The organism is Collinsella tanakaei (assembly GCF_030373545.1).
GTDB lineage: Bacteria > Actinomycetota > Coriobacteriia > Coriobacteriales > Coriobacteriaceae > Collinsella > Collinsella tanakaei_C.
Window position 1 is genome coordinate 80,150 of record NZ_JAUDCO010000007.1, and the last position, 20,469, is coordinate 100,618.

Sequence of the window (20,469 nt, forward strand, 5' to 3'; positions counted from 1 at the left end):
CGGGATGACCCGGACCGAACGTCGCTGGCTTGGAGGAGGCGAAAGAGTTGCAAGATGCGCTGGGCGGAAGCGATATGCCGGCATGAAAAAAGCACCGACCGACGACATGTCCGCGACGCTTGCGCCGCCTCGAAAGCCGAAGGTTAGTGCCTGCCTACCAGTAACACGCCTTACGTATGCGATTAGGTGTCATTCTGCCGTGCTCGGATAAACCAACGGAAGAGACAGCACGGCGAACGGCGGAAATTCGGAGGTGAACGGCATCGTAGCCATTTTGAGTTGCACGCTCGGAACCTACTTTCGCTTCGTGTGCTCGCCGTCCTTTCCCCTGAAAGCAACGAGCTCCAGAAGCAGGGCGAGGACGGCGAATGCCGGCCAGGTGCCCGGAACGCCACATGCGGCGATCACTCCTGCACCCGCCGCCGACGCGAGCGCGCCGCCGCCGCGCAGCGAAAGGGATTGGACGGAGGCCATGCTCGCGCGCTCCTGCGACGGCACGGCGTTGTGCAAGACCGTCTGCTCGATAACGCTTCGCGCGGCGATGCACACGTAGTACAGCGCGTACCCGACAACAAAAGGGCCGATGCCGGGGGCTGCCCCGAGGACCAGCAGGCAAAGGGCGGCCGCGGCGTGCAGCAGCAGATAGAGCCTGCATCGACCTCCGTGGCCCAGCGCCTGCGAGAACGCAGATCCCGCGCGCATCGCCGCGGCACTTCCCGCCGCTGCGGCGACCATGCCCACGCAGTTGACCGGCCCGAGCATCCACACGCTCCCCGAGCCTGCCAGCTGCTGGAACGAAAGCTGCCAATATGTCTCGACCGTCAGCATGATCACGCCGGCGGACGCCGACAGCACGAGCACCAGCCGGACATCCCCGGGCACGGCGAGCAGGCCCCGCATATCCGCCAGCACCTGCCTGGCGCTGTGGTGCGTCGCGGCCCGTCCGCTCTCGTCGGAAGGATAGAGCAGAAGCGCACCCGCGAGCGCGCAGGCGCTGACAAGCACAACGCACCAGATAAGAAGCACGTAGCGCGCATCGAGCGATGCCAGCAGCCCTCCGGCAAGCGCCCCGATGCCGCACCCGGCGGACTCGAGCAGGGCGAGCCTTCCGTTCAGCGCATCCAGTGCCGTGCACCGCTCGGTCGCGTCGGTATGTCGCTCCACCGCACGATCTATCTCGATCGCCTCGAGCGTACCCGTGCGCGCGGCGAGCGCGAGGCCGCGAAGCGCGCTCGACACCGCGACGACGACGATGCTCGCCGGCAGCAACAGCACAAGATGCGCTGCAATCTGCAGGGCCATCGCCCAGCAGAACAGCCTGCGGCGACCCCAGGCATCGGCGGCGATCCCACTCGGCACCTCGCAGACGGCGGTCACCACCAGCGTGACGCCCATCACGAGCGGAAGCGTCCCCAGCGTCGCACCGCGCGCGAGCAACATGAGCGCAAGCACCGGGGTCTCAAGCCCAACACTTGCGTTGAGCAGCAAGAACACCGCGGCGTGTGACCAGGGTAAAACGGGAGTATGAGGGCGTGCCGCTGCTCTGCGCCTCCGGATCCGGCCCTGTCGTATGCGCTGGTTTTTCATAGCAAACCCCTCTCCGCCCTGCGCGAGGCGCACGGCGCATGGACGAATTGCTCTTTGGTTGATGGTCGGCGCGCCACCTACGGACGCCCGGAGCTTATTGCTCCGTTTGGCGATGTGGGAAGAACATCAGGCCGAACTCCCAGGGCACCGCACCCTCCTTGGGTGATTCGTGTGCCTCCAGAAACGAAGCAATCTGGTCCTGGAGCTGCCGCGCCTCTTCCTCGGTGAGGTAGACGAAACCGTCGCGCAGGTCGCCGTGCGTGAGGCCGAGCTTCTGCTCCCGCTCGATCTCGGGCGAGGCGATGTAGGAGCGCAGGGCGTCGTAGGTGCGCTGGTGGAGGTAATCGACCAAGAAGGCCTTCTCCTCCTGCAGGTCATCGCGCGCGCTGGCGCGGACGTTCACCGCGGTCGGGATAAAGCGCCAGTACTTCGCCGTGATGCCGCGGATGAGCTCGGTGTGGTCGAGCTCGACGAGGCCGAGCGTATCGAGCTTCTTCATGTGATGCGTAACCGACGAGGCCGAGATTCCCATGGCGTCGGCGAGCTGCTTGCAGGTGGCCGGCCGCGCCATCACCTGCATCGCGCGCAACAAGCGCTGACGCTGGGGGTTCATGTAGATGTCGAGCTGTTCGCGCGTGGTGATATCGAGGCTCGCCTGAGGCATGGTCCGCTCCTTCCTGCTTGTTGCACAGTATGGTACGTTACAGATTGTGCAACGTCAAGAAATCAGTTTCCCGATCGCCCAAGACTGGGGCGACCGACCCGGCTACACCGCCTCTCACCTGCAGGGCAACCGGCAGTTGACACCTCTTGGCGTCCTGTTGGTATGCCACGCGAGCGCTGTCGGTAGAATCTAGGTGACACGTCATTCGCTTTCAGGGAGGCACCCATGGCATCCCTCCGTAAGCCAGCGCACAACCTGGCCCAAGCCCTTCGCGCCGCACGGCAATCCCACGGCCTCACGCAAGGCCAGCTCGCCGTTCGCTTGGGCGTGACACGGCAGGCGATCTCGAAATGGGAACACGGGCAGTCGCAACCCGACCTTGGCAACCTCAGGCAACTCGCCGAGGTATACGGTTGTACCGTCGATGAGCTGTTGGGTCCCTCCGGTCATGTTCCAGCGAGCGCCGTTTTGAACGACGGCGTGCCCGCGGCTCAGGCCACACCCTCCGAAGGCGCACGCATCATGCGCGATCGCTCGCTCGTGTGGAAGCACGCCCTGGCCTCTGGCTGCCTGCTGGGCGCCGGACTGGCAGCGGTGGATGCTCTGGGCCGCGCCTACGACCCGGAAACGTCGCCCTGGCTGCTATTCGTCTATTGCGCTGTGGCGCTCTTCTGCACGGCCAAGCTGTTCGGGTACTACGCGGAGTACGGCCAGCGTGGCGGAACGCGACTCGCACCGGCTCTCACCTGCGCGCTCATCGCATTCGCCTCGGTGGTACCGCTCGTTTTCGGTGCTTCGTCCACCGTCATGGCCCTTTGCGCGCTCGCCGGCTTCGCATGCATCTTGTGCTCCAACCGCATATTCGCCTGGCGTCTGCTCTACCAGCGCACATGGGATCCGCGCGAAGATTTCCGCGACCCGTGGGGCCGCAAGAACCACGCGTAGCGATAGCGGCACGCCGCGCCCCGCTGCAGACGAGGACGCGGCGCGATCCATCGGGCTTTGGTGTTACCGCTCTACCGCTGACGGCCCATGAAGAGGCATCGGGCGTTATATCGCGTGCGTTTCGCTACTCGCCGATGACGTCGAGACCCTCGATGCCCAGGCGGTCGACCGTCTCGCTCGTCATCCACAACTCATCGCGGTTGCGCGAGATGAAATCTCGGCTGCCCTCGGTGATCTCGTGGGCGGGTGTGGAGTCGATCGGCAGCTCGTAGAGCTCCTCCTCGATGGTGACGACCTCGTAGTCATCACCGGAAAGCGTCACGCTGCGCAAGGTGACCGCGTCGTTATCGACGCCCTCCGGAACGCTGCTGCCGAGCGAGTTGAAGAAAAAGACGCCGATCGCCAAAAAGATAACCAGCAAAACAATCGCGACGGTACGCCCCTTGCCAGGTGCTGCCATGATGCCTATCTCTCAATCATTGGTTGAACATTATAATTATGCGGGAGATTCCCCAGCTCGTCGGCTACATAAACCAACTTTTCAGCCCGACGTACCGGGTATATCGACCGGCGCGCTGGAGGATGGCTATCACGCACGAAAGATGTTAAAAAATCCCTAGGGTGTTTTTACATGGGAGAGAGACCGTATGCCGAGGTTTGAGCGAGAGAACGTTGTGAAGATCGGATCGCCGGGAAGCGATGAGCTGCTCTGTGAGGCGGCGGGGCTGCGCTGGCTCGTCGAGGCGGAGGACGGCGGCGGCATCCGCATCGCTCATGTGCGTGAAGCATCACGCGAGCGCCTGGTGGAAGAGCGCATCGAAACAGGCGCGCCCACGCGCGCGGCGGCGCGGCGCACCGGATCGTCCCTCGCCCGCATGCATGCCGCCGGAGCGCCCTGGTGGGGCTGCCCGCCGCCCGGCACACCGGATAGCGCTGCGGGCATCGGCCGTGCACTGACGCCCTGGGCCCCACGCGGCGCCGCATCGAGCTGGGGCGCGTTTTTCGCCGAATACCGCGTGATGTTCTACGTGCGCCTGCTGCGCGACGACGGCTCGTTCGGGCCGCGCGAAACCGCCTTGCTGGAGCAGGTCGCCTCACGCGTCGCAGCCGGCACCTTTGACGCGCCGCAGCCCGCCCTCGTGCGCGAATCGGGCGCGCCGTGCGCCCGGCTGCACGGGGACCTGTGGGCGGGCAACGTCCTCTATCTCGCTGATCCAGGCGCCCCGACCGGCGGCGCTCTCATCGATCCCATGGCCTACGGCGGGCACGCCGAGACCGATTTGGCCATGCTCCAGCTCTTCGGCTATCCGTTCCTCGAGGACGTGCTCGCCGGCTACGACGAGGCGTCCCCGCTTGCCGACGGCTGGCGCGAGCGCGTGGGCCTGCACCAGCTGGCACCGCTCTTGCTCCATTGCGTGCTGTTCGGCGGCGGCTACATCCCTGAAACCCTCGCCATCGCCCGCCGCTACGCCTAGCCGACAAGAGGGCGCCGGATACAAGCCTGTCGTGACAAGTTTGTACCTGGCATCATCTTGTCGGCTATACTGAGGGCGTCGACCGAGTGGGGTACCGGGCCCCGCAGCGCGCGTGGCGGCGCCATCGGATCGGCAGAAAGGCAGGACACGGTGCGGATTCGCTAGACAGCTCATCGTTTGACGAACCCTGCGCATGCAGGGAGGCCACCGCGGCGCGTGCCGCGTGTCACCAGGAGTATGTCTATGCAGCTTATGCTATCCGGCGTGTCGTTCGCCTACCCCTCCTCCCTCGAACCCATCCTCTCAAACGTGACCGTCGCCTTCCCCGTCGGCTGGACCGGCCTGCTCGGCGATAACGGTTGCGGCAAATCCACGCTTGCGCGCATCGCCTGCGGACAGCTCGAGCCCGACACGGGATCGGTCACGCACGGCCTCGTCTGCACGATGTGCGACCAGGAGGTCGACCGCGCCCCTGACGGTCTGTACGATTTCGCCGCGGATTACGGTCGCGAGGCGCGCGAGCTCAGGCGCATCTTCCATATCGAAGACGACATGCCGTGGCGCTTTGACGAGCTCTCCTTCGGCGAGCGCAAGAAACTCCAGATCGCCACGGCGCTGTGGCAGCATCCCGACGTGCTCGTTGCCGACGAACCGACCAATCATCTGGACGTTGATGCCCGCGCCCAACTCACCGCGGCGCTTGCGCGCTTCCGCGGCATCGGTATCCTCGTCTCGCACGACCGCGATCTACTCGACGCGCTCGTCGACCGCTGCGTTTCGTTTGAACCGGGCGGACGCCTTGTCGTGCGCCCCGGCGGCTACACGGCGGCGCACGGCCAGGCGGAGTTGGAGCGCGCCACGGTGGCACGCGAGCGCACGCAGGCAAAAGAGCAGCTTGGCCGCCTTGCCGCCGAGCAGGACCGGCGCGCCCACGAAGCGGCGCGCGCGGCCGCGCGGCGCAGCAAGCGCCATATCGACTCCAAAGACAAGTCGGCAAAGGCCAAGATCGACCTTGCGATCTACACGGGACAGGATGGAGCCGCCGGCAAGCAGGCGGTGCAGATGAACGCTCAGATCGCCGCCGCCAAAGCCCGCGTCGACGCCGCCTTCGTCCACAAGCGCTACGACGGCGACCTGTGGCTCGACGCGCGGCCCAGCCCACGCAAAACCGTGGCGCACATCCCCGCGGCCCGCATCCCCTGCGGCCCCGGAGAGCTCATGATCCCCGAGCTCTACCTCGGCAACACCGATCATGTGGGGATCGTCGGCCCCAACGGCGCCGGCAAGTCGACGCTGCTCGCCCACGTGCGCACGCTGTTCGCCGCCGATCTTGAGGTCCTCGACATCCCGCAGGAGCTGGATGCCGAACAACGTGCGCAGGTCGTCGGTGCCGTTCGCGAGCTTTCGCCCGCCGGACGCGGCCAGGTCCTCTCGACTGTGGCACAGCTCAACTCGGACCCCGACCGCATCCTGGAGGGCGGCCGCACAAGCCCTGGCGAGCTGCGCAAACTCATGCTCGCCCTCGGCATGCTGCGCCATCCCGTCCTCATCATCATGGACGAACCGACCAACCACTTGGACCTGCATTCGACCGAGGCGCTCGAGCGTGCGCTTGCCGCCTATCCGGGCTCGTTGCTACTCGTGAGCCACGACCACGCTTTCCTGGATGCGTGCACCTCACGCACCTGGGAAGTTCGCGACGGCGCCGTGCGGGAACGCTAAGCATCACCCGACAAGTTTGCACCTGGCACCATCTTGTCGCTATCGTGCTGCGAGGTAGCGGACCTCGAAGGGCGCGAGCTCGAGCGTACCGGTGAGCTCGACGGACACGGCATCCGCATCGAGCAGGTCCGCGAACGTGCCCGCAAGCTCGCCCGCCTGCAGCACGAACGGCTCGTCGACGGCGTTCACCGCCACGAGCACGCGCTCGGCGGGCTGATCGCCGTATGCCTCGACCGCGCGCTCGAACAGCAGCTGCTTGTTGGTAATCACCACGTTGCGGTACGTGCCGTAGTTAAGCGCGCGGCATCCACGGCGTGCCGCGATGAGGCCGTGCAGCCAGTCCGTCAGCTCGTTGGGCTCAGGCTCGACAAGCTCGGGGCGCAGGTCGTAGTCGTCGTGATCCCCCTTTACGCCCGTCTGCCCCCACTCGCTGCCGTAGTAGATGCACGGGATGCCCGGCATGCCGAACAGCACGCCGTACGCCGGCCGGATGCAGCGCGGCTCAGTGAGAATGCTCGCCAGGCGCGTGACGTCGTGATTGTCCGCAAAGCTCAGCAGATGCAGTCCTCGATAGATGCACCAAGGATCGCCGCCGAACTGCCGATGCAGCGAATGGGCGATCTCGAACATGTTCTGCGAGTTGAAGCTCGAATACAGGCCCTTGTAGCACTCGTAGTTGGTGCACGAGTGCAGCATCTGGTCGTTGACGAGCTGGCTGTAATCGCCGTGCAGGGTCTCGCCGATCAGCACGAACTCGTGCTCGGGTCCGGACGCCGCCGTGAGCTCGCCCGCCACGCCGCGCAGACGCCGCATGAAATCGTGGTCGAGCGAGTAGGCCACATCCAGCCGCAGCCCGTCGATCATGAACTGCGCGCGCCACCTGCGCACGCAGTCGAGCAGGTACTCCACCACCTCGGGGTTGCGCAGGTTGAGCTTGACGAGGTCGAAGCAGCCCTCCCAGCCCTCGTACCAAAAGCCGTCGTCAAACGCGGAATTGCCGTCAAAGTTGGTGAAGAACCAATCCCGATAGGGCGAGTCCCAGCGCTTCTCGCGCACGTCCTGAAACGCCCAGAACTCACGGCCCACATGGTTGAACACGGCATCGAGCACCACGCGGATACCGTGCTCGTGCAGCACGCGCACGACCTCGGCGAAGTCCTCGTTCGTGCCCAGACGGCAGTCGATGCGATGCAGGTCGCGCGTATCGTAGCCATGTGCGCTCGACTCGAACACGGGGTTGAGCAGCACGGCGCCCACACCGAGCTTTTGCAGGTAGGGAGCCCACTCGGCCACACGTTGGATCCGATGCGCCTGCACGCCGTCGTTGTGCAGCGGCGCGCCGGTGAAGCCGATGGGATAGATCTGATAGAACGTGGTCTCGTATGCCCACATGGCAGCCTCCTTGCCATCGAATGGTCCGAGGCAAGTATACCCGCCGGGCAACGGCCGGGACGGGCGGAGGCCGAGGTTGGCGACGACCGTGGGAAAATAGGGACAGGCACTTTTTCCCAGGCGGGTTCCCAGGCGGCACAATGGTGCCTGTCCCTAATTTCCCTAACCCATCAGCGACCCGTTGAAATGGATGATTGCCACCAGCATGAACACGAGACCGAAACCGAACGCCGCGGCGCCTGTAGCCGTGAGCACCTTGGTCCACCGCGGCACGGGACGCCACCGCGAGCCAAGCAGCGCGCCGACGATGCTCGCGGCAAGGCCCGTACCCATCACGATCATGCCGGCACCCTCCCACCGCGCCAGCGCGGCATAGTTCCCGGGAGCGACATTCACCAGGTGATAGCTGTGCAGGGCCGACGGGTCACCCGAAGCGATCATCATCGCGCCCGGCACGACCGTGACGGCGCAGCCGATCACGGCGACCACGACGCCGAGCCCCGTGACGAGCGCCCGCGATGAACCCTCGGATGCGCGCGCATCGCCACCGGCGCCCGCAAACGAGAACAGCGACCCATTGAAATGCATGATCGCGCCGAACGTCAGGGCAAGACCCGCCACGAGCAGCACGATGCCGACGATGGAAAGCCACTCCGGCATCCCTGTCGCGGGAGCGAGCAGCGCACAGCCGATGCCGCACGCCAGCATGCCGGCGCCCGACCAACGGGCAAGTGAGGGCATCTTCGCAGGCGGCGTCGCGGTGTAATGATAGCTATGCATGATGCGGGCGTTGCCCGTCACGAGCATATACACCCCGCACGCACCGACCAGCAGCCCAACCAGTAAACAGGTGATGAACCCACCCGTCTGCGCGTCCATGGCACGCCTCCTTGGAGCCGAACCGACACCTCGTTTTCGAGGGTTGCGTCATGATAGCGCGGTCAGCGCGGGATGCAAGAGCCTATCGCGTGCGCCGCCGAACGGACGCCGCGCGGCGGCCAGCGGCATTGGCGGGACAAAGGTGCCTGTCCCCATTTTCCCGCCGGTGGGAAAAAGGGACAGGCACCTTTGTCCCACTTGCCCCTATATTCCCATCGCGCGGATGGGGGCTGCGGTCTTGGGCAGCCAGAACTGCACGAGCGGACCGGTGCAAAACGCCGCGACCACCGTGCCCACGCCCACGGTACCGCCGAGCACGAAGCCCGCGGCCACGAAGAACAGGTCGCAGCCCACGCGCACCCAGCGAAACTCGATCTTCTCCAGCTTGTCGGACAGGATGATGGCGACGAGATCGTTGGGGCCGGTGCCCGCGTTGCTGTTGATGACGATCGACATGCCGAGGGCGAGCACCGCGCAGCCCACGAGCATGCTGATGACGCGCAGCGCCATGGGAGAGGCCTCGTTGATGACGCCCTGCAGCATCCAGGTGAACAGGTCGATGATGGGGCCGCCGCAAAACGCGCAGACCACGGTACCCGGCTTGACGTAGCCCTTGGTGGTGAGCAGCATGAGCACCATGAGGATGCACAGCACGATCACGTGGACCGTGCCGACCGTCAGATGGAAGACCCGCGACAGGCCCTGAATGAACACCGTGAACGTATCGGTGCCGAGCGCCGACTGCAAGAACAGCGTGACGCCCAAATGCGCCACGGTCAGGCCGATCAGAAGGATGATCAGGGCCTTTGCCCAGTCGCCCAGGCTCCGCCCGGACGTATCGCTCGCAAACTGCGCCATCGCGCCCCCTCTCCATGGAATCTTTGATACTAAAGCAAACGACCCCCTGATGGAACGGGGTAAGCGCGAAGATAGATACGGGGATGCGAAAACGCGTCTCATGTTTTCGCATAAACGAAAGGAGCCGTCATGCAGATCTCGACTCGCTTCAGCATGGCCGTCCACACACTGCTCGCCATCGGGCACTTTGCACCGGAACAGCGCGCGACCTCGACGTTTATCGCGAAAAGCGTGAACGCCAACCCCGTTGTCATCCGTCGCGTTCTCGGCCAGCTCAAAGACGCTGGGCTCGTGGAGGTCGAGATGGGACTCGGCGGCGCCACCTTGGCGCGCGATGCCGAGCAGATCACGCTACTCGACGTGTATCGCGCGGTCGAAAGCAGCGAGGAGCACCTGTTCAACTTCCATGAGGGCCCTAACCCCGCCTGCCCGGTCGGGCGCAACGTGCACGCGGTGCTCGACGGCGAGCTCGACGCGGCGCAGGCCGCCCTGGAAAACCGTCTCGCGCAGACTACCCTCGCCGACCTGCTCAACCGCATCGACACGCTCGTCGCCGAGCAGGACAAGTGAGTAGGCGATGCCACGTCTCTGATTTGTGCCCATGGGTTTGTTTCAGTTACGGGCATCTACATGAGACAAACCCATGGGTGAAATGAGTGACCGACTCCGCCCGGCGTTAAATCACCCCAGGGGGTTTCTACATTGCCGTGGGAAGCCCCACGGCAATGTAGAAGCCCCCTGGGGTGATTTAACGCCGGGCGGCCTTCCGCATCCAGATGGGTACAAACCTCCATGACCGCACACGACGAAGGAGGCCGTATGAACACACTCGAAGCTCTGAACACCCGCCGCAGCGTCCGCGCCTACAAGCCCGACGCCGTACCCGCTGAGGCTCTCGACAAGATCCTCGAGGCCGGCACCTACGCGCCGACCGGCATGGGACGCCAATCCCCCATCATCGTCGCCATCACCGACAAGGAGGTGCGTGACCGGCTATCCGCCCTCAACGCCAAGATCATGGGCGCCGACACCGACCCGTTCTACGGCGCGCCGGTCGTGCTCGTCGTACTCGCGCGCAAGGACATCCCCACCCACGTCTACGACGGCAGCCTCGTGATGGGCAACCTCATGAACGCCGCCCATGAGCTGGGGCTTGCCAGCTGCTGGATCCATCGCGCCAAGGAGGAGTTCGAGCTGCCCGAAGGCCACGAGCTGCTGGCCACGCTCGGTCTGGACGCCGACGACTACGAGGGCATCGGTCACTGCATCCTCGGCTACGCCGACGGAGACGAACCTGCGCCTAAGCCGCGCAAAGAGGACTACGTCTACCGCATCGCATAAGCCCGCGGCCGTTCGTGTCGCAAGATTTGGTCACGAGAGGACGATAACTGTCCATTCCAGCAATTAATGAACACCCTGTCTGGCTGTCTGCGGGGTATCCACCTTCCTTCAAGGCGAGATCGGGACAAGAAAACCGCAGGAACGAGAGGGCCTTCGCCGAATGACGCGGCGGAGGCCCTCTGTTTTGGACTCCGCGGGGCTCCAGATGGACCGTCGCACAGCCCCTCGCTGACAATTATCGTCGTCTCGTGACCACATCGACGAAAACGAACGGCCGAAGGCGGCCGTGCCAACTTTGGTACCCCAGGAGACGCTGCCGTAGCCCGCGCTTTCTCCCTAACAGCCGAACAGCTCGGCCGCACGGGCCATCTTGTCCGCGATCTTGACCCCGAACGGACAGCGGCTCTCGCATGCCCGGCAGGCCACGCACGAAGCCGCCGTCGCGCCCAGCGCACGATAGTGCTCGCGCAGGGAATCCGGCACATCGTCATACATCGTCGCCAGGTCGTAGAACTTGTTGACCGTCGCGATGTCGATGCCGCTCGGGCACGGGGCGCAATGGCCGCAATACGTGCACTGGCCCACGTACGCATGGCGCGGCGCGCCGGCAAGCACCCGCGCGTAGTCGCGCTCGTCGGCCGAGGCCGTCTCGTACGCAACCGCCTCGTCCACGTGCTCGGGCGTGGTGAAGCCCACCATCACGCTCGCCACCGCGGGCCTGGTGAGCGCGTACTCCAAACATTGCACCGGCGCGAGCGCCACGCCGAACGGCGAGGTCTTCGCATCGAACAGGCGCCCACCCATATAGCCCTTCATGACCGTGATACCGGTGCCCGTCTGCTCGCACAGGGCATAGAGCTCCGCGCGCTCCGGCGTCATACCGTCGACCGCGCTTTGCTCGCCCGCCTCGCCGAACAGGTCGTCCAGGTTCTCGGTCGCGGGCATCATGTCAAAGGCCGGGTTCACGGAGAACAGGATCATCTCGATCGCAGGCTCGGCCGCGGCGAGCTTTGCCACCTGCGGGTTATGCGTCGACATGCCCACATGGTGCACCGTGCCCGAACCCTGCAGCTCACGCACGTATTCCATGAACGGACCGGCCATGATCTGCTCGAACTCCGCCACCTGGTCCACGTAGTGGACCATGCCGAGGTCCATATAGTCGGTGTGAAAGCGCGCGAGCAAGTCCTCGAACGCCGGCTTGACGTGCGCCAGGTCGCGCGTGCGCACATACTGCTCGCCCTGCCAGGTCGACCCCAGATGCCCCTGGATCACCCAGCGTTCGCGCAGGCCAAGGTCGCGCAAGGCGTCGCCCAGATTGGAGCGGCGCGTGGGATCGGGCATCCATACGTCCAGGATGTTGATGCCGGCATCGTGCGCGCGCTTAACCACCGCCCGCGTCGCTTCCGGCGTGCCGTCCATCCACTCGCCACCGAATCCGATCTCGCTGACCTGCAGCCCGGTCTTTCCCAGTTCGCGATAGCGCATGGTCCCTCCTGACGACGAACAGCCACCTACGTGTTACGGTTCCAGCGTATCAGCCGACATCGCCCACGAGCAAACGAAATCTTTCAAATAGTTAGATACTTATCGAACTGTTAGGGGTATACTGCACGGCGAGAGGAGGACACGATGGCAGGCGACGGATTCAAGGCGCTCTCCGACCCCACGCGGCGCAAGATCCTCGAGCTGTTGGGCTCGGGCGACCTCACCGCCGGCGAGCTCGGCGAGCATTTCGACATGACCAAGGCGACTCTCTCGCATCACCTGGACGTGCTGCGCGAGGCGGGCCTCGTCAGCTCCGAGCGCCACGGACGCAACATCGTGTACAGCCTCGAGACGACGGTTCTGCAGGACATCATCGCGTGGTTCTACAACATCACGGACAAGGAGAACTGACCATGAAACGCAACCTTTCGGCGGGCGAACGCGCCGTCTGGATCGCCATCGCGCTCATCGCGGTCGGAAATCTTGTAGCCTTTCTCTGCCTGCTGCCCACCATGCCCGACCAGCTTCCCAGCCATTGGGGCATCACGGGCGAAATCGACAAGTGGAGCAGCAAGGAGAGCCAGATCGTCTTGGCGGCCCTGCCGCTCGCGATGTTCGCACTCTTCCTCGTCCTCCCGCGCATCGACCCCAAAGGGCGCAACTTCGACCGCTTCGCCGGCATCTATCGGACGTTTACCGCGGCGCTCGTCATCTTCATGGTCGGCGTGACCTGGATGGGACCGCTCACCGCATGGGGGCTTCTCTCGAGCGAGAAGAGCCCGGTGAGCGCGTTCGTTCTCGGCTTCCTCGGGCTTCTGCTGATCGGCCTGGGCAACTACCTGCCGCGCGTCAAGCCCAACTACACCTTCGGCATCCGCACGCCGTGGACGATCGCCAGCGAGGAGGTCTGGCGGCGCACGCATCGCATGTCGGGTCCGCTGTTCGTCGCCGCTGGCATCGCGACCCTTGTCGCAGCGTTCGTCGCCCTGACGGCGCCCGAGGTGTCGTTTGCGATCATGCTCGTAGCGATTCTCGGCGTGACCGCCATCGCCGGCGTGTACTCCTACGTCATCTGGAAAAAGCTCACGCCCGCCGAGTAGCCGCAAAGACGCGCCCGGATCAAAGAAGCGCCGCGTGCGTCGGCTGGCCTCGCGGAGGAATGGGTACCATGGTCTACGAGCGTCTTTGCTCGACCCTTCGTCCAGAAAGGACCGATGACCATGGCGAACACCTTCAATCTCGACCATATCGACGTACTCGTGCACAGCTGCATCCGCATCCAAAGCGAAGCGGGCACCGTCATCTACTTCGACCCGTTCAAGGTCGACACCGAACCGCACGATGCCGACTACGTCCTTGTGACGCACGCCCACTACGACCACTTCTCGCCCGAGGACATCGCGCGCGTGGCCAAGGCAACCACCGAGCTTGTCGCACCGGCGACCATGAAAGACGAGGCTCCCAAGGCCGCGTGCTCCGCCGTCCACCTCATGCAGGTAGGTGAGCGCATCGAGTTTGCCGACATCTCCGTCGAGGCCGTTGCCGCCTACAACGTCGAGCCCGAGCGCCTCGGCTTCCACCCGCACGACAACGCCTGGATCGGCTACGTCGTCACCGTCGACGGCACGCGCATCTACGTCGCGGGCGACACCGACCCCAACCCCGATACCCTGCAGGTCTCCTGCGACATCGCGCTCATCCCCATCGGCGGCACCTACACCATGGATCCGCGCCAGGCGGCGGGCTTCATCAACACCATCCAGCCGCGCACGGTCATCCCCACCCACTACGGCTCCATCGTGGGCTCCATGGACGACCCGCACGCGTTCGCCGAGCTCGTGAATCCCGATATCGAGGTCGTCCTCAAGCTCTAGCGGCGACGCCGCACCCGCGGCAGGAGCCCCCGTCCGCAACGAAAACGGCCCGGCGCAGCGCCCGGCCTTGACGCGAAAGAAAAGCAAGCGTCAAGATCGGGCACCGCACCGGGCCGAACAGGTTAGATGAACCCTATCAGCTGCAGCCGGTGGTGGTACCGCAGTCCATGCAGACCTTGCAGGTGCCGTTTTGCACCATGCGCGAGCTGCCGCAGTTGGGGCAGGTGCTGCCGTCGTACAGGCGCTCGCCGTGGATCGCGGTATCGTGTACCGCCTCGTTCACGAAGGCCATGGTGTAGGCGTCACCGCTGTCGAAGGCGCCGGTTTCCTCGAGGACCTCGTCCTGCTTGACGGCCGTAAGGCGCGTCAGCTCCTCGTCGCTCACGGCCGGCTCGTCATCGAACAGCGGATCTGCCGCCGCGGGGGCCGCCGCAGCGGGCGCGGGCACGGCGCCCGCCACCTGAGACCACCCTTCAGGCTTGATCTGCACGCGCGTGAAGTCCCCGAGCTCGATATCGATGACCTTGGAGATCAGGTCCGAAATCGAATTGACGTACTTGATGTAGGGATGGCTCTGCACGAAGCCGTAGGGCTCGTACATCTGGCCGCGCAACATCTTGGAAATCCGCTCGGCGGGGATGCCGTACTGCAGCATGACCGAGATCGTCTTGGACAGCGAGTTGAGCAGGCCCATGATGGTCGTGCCCTCGCGGTCGGTGGTCACGAACAGCTCCGAGATCTCGCCGTCCTCGTTGCGGTTCACCGTGGTGTAGATCTTGACGCCGTCGATCTGCGCCAGGTGCGTATGGCCGCTACGGATGCCCATGATGCGCCGGCGCTGAGCGGGCTGGCGCGCGCTTGCCAGCTGCTGCTGGGCGCCCTGCGCGTACTCGAGCAGCGCAGCGTAGGACAGTTCTCCCAGATCCTTATCGCCGGCGTCCTCGGTCAGCGAGTTGTTGAGCGGCTGCGCGTTCTTGGAACCGTCGCGGTAGAGCGTGATGCCCTTGCAGCCCGTCTTCCAGGCGAGCATGACCACGTCTTTGAAGTCCTGCACCGTCGCGGAATTCGGCAGATTCACCGTCTTGGAGATGGCACCCGAGATAAGCGGCGTCATCGCGGCGACCATGAGCACGTGCCCGCGCGGGTCGATGTAGCGCTCGCCTGATCCACACACGTTGGCGGTGTCGAACACCGGCAGGTCCTCGTCGCGCAGGTGCGGCGCGCCCTCGATCTTGCCGTCGACGATCATGCCGGCGTCGTCGGTCGCCTGCACGTAGGCCAGAATCTCCTCGACCTCATCGTCGGCGTAACCCAAATGGCGCAGGGCGTCGCCGATCACGGGATTGGCGATGGTCATGAAGCCGCCGCCGGAGAGCTTCTTGTAGATCATGTGGCTGAAGAACGGCTCGATGGACGTGGCACCGCAATCCATGGCAAACGAGATGGTGCCCGTGGGCGCCATGACGCTCACCTGCGCGTTGCGGAATCCGTGCTCTTCGCCCAGGCGCTCTGCGTCGCGCCAGGACTCGACGAGCGCACCGGCGAGCTCGGACGCGCCCACCTGCTCGAGCAGGCCGAGGTCGACCGCGGGTGGCTGGACCGTCAGATTCTCGTATGCGTCGTCGCGTGCGCCGGCGACGCGGGCGTGGTTGCGGATCACGCGCGCCATGTGGTCCCGGTTGATCTCGTAGCAGTCAAACGGCCCTACCTTGGCGGCCATGAGCGCAGACACGGCATAGCTGCGGCCGGTCAGCGTGCCCACGAGCGCCGCGCCGAGCGCACGCGCCTCGGGCGAATCGTAGGGCACGCCGCTCGCCATGAGCAGGCTCGCCAGGTTGGACAGGCCCAGGCCCGTCGTGCGGAAGCGATACGTCCGGCGCGCGATGTCGCGCGTGGGGAACTGCCCCCACGCGATGGAGGCCTCGAGCGCCAGCTGGGCGATATCGATCGCATGCTCGTAGCCCTCGACATCGAAGGTGCCGGTCGCAGGGTCGAAGAAGCGGTAGACGTTGATGGAGCCCAGATTGCAGCTCGAGTCGTCCAAAAACGCGTACTCGCCGCAGGGGTTCGTCGAGTTCAGCCTGTTGTAGGGGGCGCCCACCTGGCCGTCCTCGCCGGCGGGGCACGTGTGCCACTCGTTGAACGTATCCGAGAACTGCGGCGCGGGATCGGCGCAGCGCCAGGCGCTCTCGTTGAAGACGTCCCAGATATGGGCGACCGACACCTCGGCGTCCTTGGAGGGGTCCACGCGCCCACGCAGGCGGTACGTCGCATCGGGATCGTCCGCGAGGTTGTCGACCTTCTTCATGAACTCGTTGTCGATGCGCAGCGAGTTGTTGGAGTTCTGGCCGGACACGGTCGCATAGGCCTCGCCGTTGATGTCGCCGTCGTAGCCCATCTTCATGAGGGCGAGCGCCTTGTCCTCCTCGCGCGCCTTCCAGGTGATGAACTTCTCGATATCGGGGTGGTTGATATCCAGACACACCATCTTGGCCGCGCGCCGCGTGGTGCCGCCGCTCTTGATGGCGTCGGCGTTGCGGTCCAGACCGCGCAGGAAGCTCATGACGCCGGAGGACACGCCGCCGCCCGACAGATGCTCGCCCTCGGCGCGCAGCGCGGAGAAATTGGAGCCGGTGCCCGAGCCGCCCTTGAACAGCTTGGTCTCGGTCACGAACTCGTCGGAGATGGAGTGGTCGCCGAGCAGCTTGTCCTCGACGCTCACGATGAAGCAGGCGCTCGCCTGCGTGCGCGTGTACTGGTCAGCCGACTCCACGACCTTGCCGGTCGCTGGGTCGACATAGAACATGCCCTGGGGCTCGCCATGGATGCCATAGGAGCGCCCGAGGCCCGTGTTGAACCACTGCGGCGAGTTGGGCGCGAAGCGCTGGTCCAAGATCATGTAGACGAGCTCGTCGTACAGGACCTGCGCCTGCTCGCCCTCCTCGACCAGGCCCTCCTCGACCAGGGCGGCGACCCAGAAGTCGACCATGCGGTGCGCCACCTGGCGCATCGACGTCTCGTGACCCGTCTCAGGCACGCCGGCGCGGCGGAAGTACTTGGACGCGATGATGTCCACGGCGTTTTGCGAGTAGCGCTCCGGGAACTCGAGGTCGTGCATGTCGCACAGGACCTTGCCGGTCTTGTAGTCGGTCAGATGCACGTCGCGTTTTGCCCACGTGAACAGATCGTATACGGTCTTTCCGGCGTTTTCGGGCTTGTCGAGCTCTGCGGTGAAGCGCCGCGTGATGAGTTCGTCGATTGCTTGGACCATGTGCTACCTCGCTCTCATCGGGTAGGGTAAATATGTCACGTTGCGTGGACATGTTTTCAGGCCGGCACGGCATTGCGGGAGCCAGCGATACTGATTCTATCAAGTTCACCTTGAAGGTTTATCAATATATTGTTCGCTTCTGTAAACGGTATCACTATATCTTGTGTTTCAGAACGATAAACGCGCAGGCTGCATGGTTGAGCCGCAGCTCAGGCGAGTACAGTATGTTGACCCGGGAGCGGGCGCGGAACCGTTGACGGAACCGCGCCCTCAATCGTCATCTGAATGCAAGGCTGACGCGAAAAACATCCGGTCCGATGTCACGCCGCGGCCCGACGTCACGCGAGCTCTTCGGCGATGTAGCGGCCGGTGATGCTGTCGGGGCAAGCGGCGACCTGCTCGGGCGTACCGGCGCACACGATGCGCCCGCCGCCCTCGCCGCCGCCCGGGCCCATGTCGATCACGTAGTCGGCGTTGGCGATCATATCCAGATCGTGCTCGATCACCACCACGGTAGCCCCGTTGTCGATCAGCCGCTGCAGCACGCGCAACAGCACCTCCACGTCGAGCGGATGCAGGCCGATCGTGGGCTCATCGAAGACGAACAGGGCGTCTGTCTGGCTGCGCGTAAGCTCGCTTGCGAGCTTGAGGCGCTGCGCCTCGCCGCCCGACAGCGCCGGCGTGGCCTCGCCGAGCGTCAGGTAGCCGAGCCCCAGGTCGTGTAGAACCTGCAGCTTGGCCTTTGCCGTGCGCAGATTCGTCTCCGCCAGCACCTCGCGCGCCTGTTCGACGGTGTAGGACAGCAGCTCCGGCAAGGGGATGTCGCCCGCAAGCCTGATGGCGTCGGCCGCCTTCGCGTAGCGCGTTCCGCCGCAGTCCGGGCACGGGATGTCGACGTCCGGTAGAAACTGCACATCGAGTGAGATCTGCCCGGTGCCGTCGCACGTGGGGCAGCGCAGGCTGCCCGTGTTGTACGAGAACGCCCCCGCCTTAAGGCCGCGCTCGCGCGCCTCGGGCAGCTTGGCGTACGCGCGGCGCAAATCGTCGAGCACGCCCGAATACGTCCCCACCGTGGAACGTACGTTGGCGCCGATGGGCGTGGCGTCGATGAGGTTCGCGCGCAGGATGCCATCCGCCTCCACCGCGCGCACGTGCGCCGGCAACGGCTCCCCCGCAATGGCGGCCCGCAAGCCGGGGATGAGGCTCTCCAGCACCAGCGTCGTCTTACCCGAGCCCGACACGCCTGTGACCGCCGTGAGCCGCCCGCGCGAGATATCGACCGACAGCGGCTTTACCGTATGGATGGCATCGGTATCCAGGTGAATGGCGCCGCCTTCGAACACCTCGTCTGCCGCCGCGCGCTCGCGCACGCGCACGGAACGCGCGCCGGACAGAAACGGCCCGATGCGCGTCTCGGGCGAAGCCTCCACCTCGGCCACCGTGCCCTGCGCAACGATGCGCCCGCCGTCCGCACCCGAACCGGGGCCGATCTCGATCAGATGGCCCGCGCTTCGCAGCACGCGCACGTCGTGGTCCACGAGCACCACCGAGTTGCCGTCGGCGAGCAGATCGTCCACCACACCGAGCAGGCCCTCGACGTTGGAGGGATGCAGGCCGATCGACGGCTCGTCCAGCACGTAGAGCACCCCGCACGTGCGGTTGCGCACGGCGCGGGCCAGCTGTACGCGCTGGCGTTCGCCGGTCGAGAGCGTCGAGCTCGCGCGGTCGAGCGACAGATACCCCAGACCCAGCTGCTGCAGCCGCTCCATGGGTTCGGCCATCTCGGCGCAGATCGCCTGCGCCATGGGCCGCATGTCCTCGGCAACGAGCGCGGGCACCGTCGGTACCCAGGCCGCCAGCTCATCGAGCGTCATGGCGGCAACGTCCGCGAGCGTCATGCCGTCGACAAGCACGCTGCGCGCCCGCTCGGACAGGCGCGTGCCGTGGCAGTCGGGACACACGTCCTCGCGTAGGAACTTGGACACGCGCGCCAGGCCCTTCTCGTCCTTCGCCTTGGACAGCGCGTTTTCCACCGTGTAGACGGCGTTGAAATAGGTGAAGTCCAGCTCGGCGAAGTCGTCGCCCTTCTTGGGGTGGTACAGGATGTGCTTCTTGACCGCCGGCCCGTGGAACACGATGTCGCGCTCCTCGGGCGTGAGCTCGCAAAACGGCACGTTCGTGCGCACGCCCATCGCGCCGCACACCTGCTTCATGAGGTCCCACATAAGCGAGCCCCACGGTAGCACCGCACCGTCGTCGATGGAGATGCTCTCGTCGGGTACGAGCGTCGCCTCGTCAACGGTGCGCACGATACCCGTGCCGCCGCACGTCGGACAGGCGCCCGCGCTGTTAAACGCCAGGTCCTCCGCGCCCTGCCCCATGAACTGCACGCCACAGACGGGGCAGGTCGTCATCTGTCCGAGGGCAACGTCCATGGAGGGCACGACGCGATGCCCGTTGGGACACACGTGGCTGCCCACGCGCGAGAACAAAAGGCGCAGGTAGTTGAGCAGCTCGGTCGAGGTACCGAAGGTCGAATGCACGCCGGGAATGCCCGGGCGCTGGCGCAGGGCGAGCGCGGCAGGCACATGCAGGACCTCGTCAACCGTGGCGCGGCCGGTCTGCGCGATGCGGCGGCGCGTATAGGTGGATAGCGCATCCAGGTAGCGGCGCGACCCCTCCGCGTAGAGCGTGCCGAGCGCCAGCGAGCTTTTGCCCGAACCGGACACGCCGGCGATGCCCACGAGCCGGTTCAGCGGGATATTGACGTCGATGTTCTTGAGGTTGTGCACGCGGGCTCCGCGCACCTCGATGCGGGTCGGCTGCCTGTATCCTTTGCGCTCCATGGGCTCCCCTTTCGCAATGAATCAAGTATAGGGTGCATAGAGGGGTTGGTTGGGGACGTGTTCGTTTCAACCCATTTGGGGTTGGTTCAACCCCAAATGGGTTGAAACCTGTCTCTTATACACATCT

Annotated in this window: 17 protein-coding genes; 8 read left to right on the forward strand and 9 right to left on the reverse strand. The window is 65.2% G+C overall.

Going from position 1 to position 20,469, the window contains the following annotated elements; all coding sequences use genetic code 11:
- Nucleotides 1–294: 294 nt before the first annotated feature.
- A complete protein-coding gene (locus QUW00_RS07370) occupies nucleotides 295–1,488 on the reverse strand; it encodes an MFS transporter (RefSeq protein WP_289613737.1) in 1,194 nt (397 codons plus the stop codon).
- Nucleotides 1,489–1,681: 193 nt separating this feature from the next.
- Nucleotides 1,682–2,251, reverse strand: coding sequence for an ArsR/SmtB family transcription factor (locus QUW00_RS07375; protein WP_289613738.1), 570 nt, complete (start codon nucleotides 2,249–2,251; stop codon nucleotides 1,682–1,684).
- Between the two features lie 225 nt (nucleotides 2,252–2,476).
- On the opposite strand from QUW00_RS07375, the gene QUW00_RS07380 reads away from it, so the two are divergent.
- Nucleotides 2,477–3,196: a helix-turn-helix domain-containing protein gene (locus QUW00_RS07380; protein WP_289613739.1), complete on the forward strand. Its 720-nt coding sequence runs from the start codon at nucleotides 2,477–2,479 to the stop codon at nucleotides 3,194–3,196.
- A 124-nt stretch (nucleotides 3,197–3,320) separates the two neighbouring features.
- On the opposite strand, the gene QUW00_RS07385 is transcribed toward QUW00_RS07380, so the two are convergent.
- Nucleotides 3,321–3,656, reverse strand: a complete 336-nt coding sequence (locus tag QUW00_RS07385) for a hypothetical protein (RefSeq protein ID WP_289613740.1) — start codon at nucleotides 3,654–3,656, stop codon at nucleotides 3,321–3,323.
- Nucleotides 3,657–3,843: 187 nt separating this feature from the next.
- Here QUW00_RS07385 and QUW00_RS07390 point away from each other — a divergent pair, with 187 nt between their 5' ends.
- Together QUW00_RS07390 and QUW00_RS07395 are read left to right on the forward strand one after the other, a co-directional pair.
- Entirely contained in the window at nucleotides 3,844–4,671 is an 828-nt protein-coding gene (locus QUW00_RS07390) for a fructosamine kinase family protein (protein ID WP_289613741.1), read from the forward strand.
- Nucleotides 4,672–4,914: 243 nt separating this feature from the next.
- On the forward strand, nucleotides 4,915–6,393 hold the full coding sequence (locus tag QUW00_RS07395) for an ATP-binding cassette domain-containing protein (RefSeq protein WP_289613742.1): 1,479 nt from the start codon (nucleotides 4,915–4,917) through the stop codon (nucleotides 6,391–6,393).
- A gap of 39 nt (nucleotides 6,394–6,432) precedes the next feature.
- On the opposite strand, the gene QUW00_RS07400 is transcribed toward QUW00_RS07395, so the two are convergent.
- The 3 genes from QUW00_RS07400 to QUW00_RS07410 form a co-directional block, all read right to left on the reverse strand.
- Complete coding sequence (locus QUW00_RS07400; protein WP_289613743.1) at nucleotides 6,433–7,785, reverse strand: alpha-amylase family glycosyl hydrolase; 1,353 nt, start codon at nucleotides 7,783–7,785, stop codon at nucleotides 6,433–6,435.
- Nucleotides 7,786–7,947: 162 nt separating this feature from the next.
- On the reverse strand, nucleotides 7,948–8,664 hold the full coding sequence (locus QUW00_RS07405; RefSeq protein ID WP_289613744.1) for a hypothetical protein: 717 nt from the start codon (nucleotides 8,662–8,664) through the stop codon (nucleotides 7,948–7,950).
- Between the two features lie 204 nt (nucleotides 8,665–8,868).
- Nucleotides 8,869–9,522: a YczE/YyaS/YitT family protein gene (locus QUW00_RS07410; RefSeq protein ID WP_289613745.1), complete on the reverse strand. Its 654-nt coding sequence runs from the start codon at nucleotides 9,520–9,522 to the stop codon at nucleotides 8,869–8,871.
- Between the two features lie 129 nt (nucleotides 9,523–9,651).
- On the opposite strand from QUW00_RS07410, the gene QUW00_RS07415 reads away from it, so the two are divergent.
- Both QUW00_RS07415 and QUW00_RS07420 read left to right on the forward strand, forming a co-directional pair.
- The gene (locus QUW00_RS07415) at nucleotides 9,652–10,092 is read left to right on the forward strand and encodes an Rrf2 family transcriptional regulator (RefSeq protein WP_289613746.1); all 441 of its coding nucleotides are present in this window, start codon (nucleotides 9,652–9,654) and stop codon (nucleotides 10,090–10,092) included.
- A 249-nt stretch (nucleotides 10,093–10,341) separates the two neighbouring features.
- A complete protein-coding gene (locus tag QUW00_RS07420; RefSeq protein ID WP_289613747.1) occupies nucleotides 10,342–10,863 on the forward strand; it encodes a nitroreductase in 522 nt (173 codons plus the stop codon).
- Between the two features lie 336 nt (nucleotides 10,864–11,199).
- Here the strand turns inward: QUW00_RS07420 and QUW00_RS07425 are convergent, their stop codons facing one another.
- Nucleotides 11,200–12,351 carry an aldo/keto reductase gene (locus QUW00_RS07425; protein ID WP_289613748.1) on the reverse strand — a complete coding sequence of 384 codons (1,152 nt, stop codon included), beginning with the start codon at nucleotides 12,349–12,351 and terminating at the stop codon, nucleotides 11,200–11,202.
- A gap of 144 nt (nucleotides 12,352–12,495) precedes the next feature.
- Here QUW00_RS07425 and QUW00_RS07430 point away from each other — a divergent pair, with 144 nt between their 5' ends.
- From QUW00_RS07430 to QUW00_RS07440, 3 genes are all read left to right on the forward strand, one after another.
- Nucleotides 12,496–12,762, forward strand: a complete 267-nt coding sequence (locus tag QUW00_RS07430; RefSeq protein ID WP_289613749.1) for an autorepressor SdpR family transcription factor — start codon at nucleotides 12,496–12,498, stop codon at nucleotides 12,760–12,762.
- A 2-nt stretch (nucleotides 12,763–12,764) separates the two neighbouring features.
- Entirely contained in the window at nucleotides 12,765–13,451 is a 687-nt protein-coding gene (locus tag QUW00_RS07435; RefSeq protein WP_289613750.1) for an SdpI family protein, read from the forward strand.
- A 120-nt stretch (nucleotides 13,452–13,571) separates the two neighbouring features.
- Nucleotides 13,572–14,225, forward strand: coding sequence for an MBL fold metallo-hydrolase (locus tag QUW00_RS07440; RefSeq protein WP_289613751.1), 654 nt, complete (start codon nucleotides 13,572–13,574; stop codon nucleotides 14,223–14,225).
- Between the two features lie 136 nt (nucleotides 14,226–14,361).
- Here QUW00_RS07440 and QUW00_RS07445 read toward each other — a convergent pair whose 3' ends face one another.
- Nucleotides 14,362–17,496, reverse strand: coding sequence for a vitamin B12-dependent ribonucleotide reductase (locus QUW00_RS07445; protein ID WP_289613752.1), 3,135 nt, complete (start codon nucleotides 17,494–17,496; stop codon nucleotides 14,362–14,364).
- 338 nt (nucleotides 17,497–17,834) lie between these two features.
- Complete coding sequence (locus tag QUW00_RS07450) at nucleotides 17,835–20,342, reverse strand: excinuclease ABC subunit UvrA (protein WP_289613753.1); 2,508 nt, start codon at nucleotides 20,340–20,342, stop codon at nucleotides 17,835–17,837.
- Nucleotides 20,343–20,469 lie beyond the last annotated feature (127 nt).

Bases quoted from the DNA above. Each gene is read 5' to 3' on its own strand.
- QUW00_RS07375 (WP_289613738.1), bottom strand. From the start codon at position 2,251: ATGCCTCAGGCGAGCCTCGATATCACCACGCGCGAACAGCTCGACATC.
- QUW00_RS07380 (WP_289613739.1), top strand. From the start codon at position 2,477: ATGGCATCCCTCCGTAAGCCAGCGCACAACCTGGCCCAAGCCCTTCGC.
- QUW00_RS07385 (WP_289613740.1), bottom strand. From the start codon at position 3,656: ATGGCAGCACCTGGCAAGGGGCGTACCGTCGCGATTGTTTTGCTGGTT.
- QUW00_RS07390 (WP_289613741.1), top strand. From the start codon at position 3,844: ATGCCGAGGTTTGAGCGAGAGAACGTTGTGAAGATCGGATCGCCGGGA.
- QUW00_RS07395 (WP_289613742.1), top strand. From the start codon at position 4,915: ATGCAGCTTATGCTATCCGGCGTGTCGTTCGCCTACCCCTCCTCCCTC.
- QUW00_RS07400 (WP_289613743.1), bottom strand. From the start codon at position 7,785: ATGTGGGCATACGAGACCACGTTCTATCAGATCTATCCCATCGGCTTC.
- QUW00_RS07405 (WP_289613744.1), bottom strand. From the start codon at position 8,664: ATGGACGCGCAGACGGGTGGGTTCATCACCTGTTTACTGGTTGGGCTG.
- QUW00_RS07410 (WP_289613745.1), bottom strand. From the start codon at position 9,522: ATGGCGCAGTTTGCGAGCGATACGTCCGGGCGGAGCCTGGGCGACTGG.
- QUW00_RS07415 (WP_289613746.1), top strand. From the start codon at position 9,652: ATGCAGATCTCGACTCGCTTCAGCATGGCCGTCCACACACTGCTCGCC.
- QUW00_RS07420 (WP_289613747.1), top strand. From the start codon at position 10,342: ATGAACACACTCGAAGCTCTGAACACCCGCCGCAGCGTCCGCGCCTAC.
- QUW00_RS07425 (WP_289613748.1), bottom strand. From the start codon at position 12,351: ATGCGCTATCGCGAACTGGGAAAGACCGGGCTGCAGGTCAGCGAGATC.
- QUW00_RS07430 (WP_289613749.1), top strand. From the start codon at position 12,496: ATGGCAGGCGACGGATTCAAGGCGCTCTCCGACCCCACGCGGCGCAAG.
- QUW00_RS07435 (WP_289613750.1), top strand. From the start codon at position 12,765: ATGAAACGCAACCTTTCGGCGGGCGAACGCGCCGTCTGGATCGCCATC.
- QUW00_RS07440 (WP_289613751.1), top strand. From the start codon at position 13,572: ATGGCGAACACCTTCAATCTCGACCATATCGACGTACTCGTGCACAGC.
- QUW00_RS07445 (WP_289613752.1), bottom strand. From the start codon at position 17,496: ATGGTCCAAGCAATCGACGAACTCATCACGCGGCGCTTCACCGCAGAG.
- QUW00_RS07450 (WP_289613753.1), bottom strand. From the start codon at position 20,342: ATGGAGCGCAAAGGATACAGGCAGCCGACCCGCATCGAGGTGCGCGGA.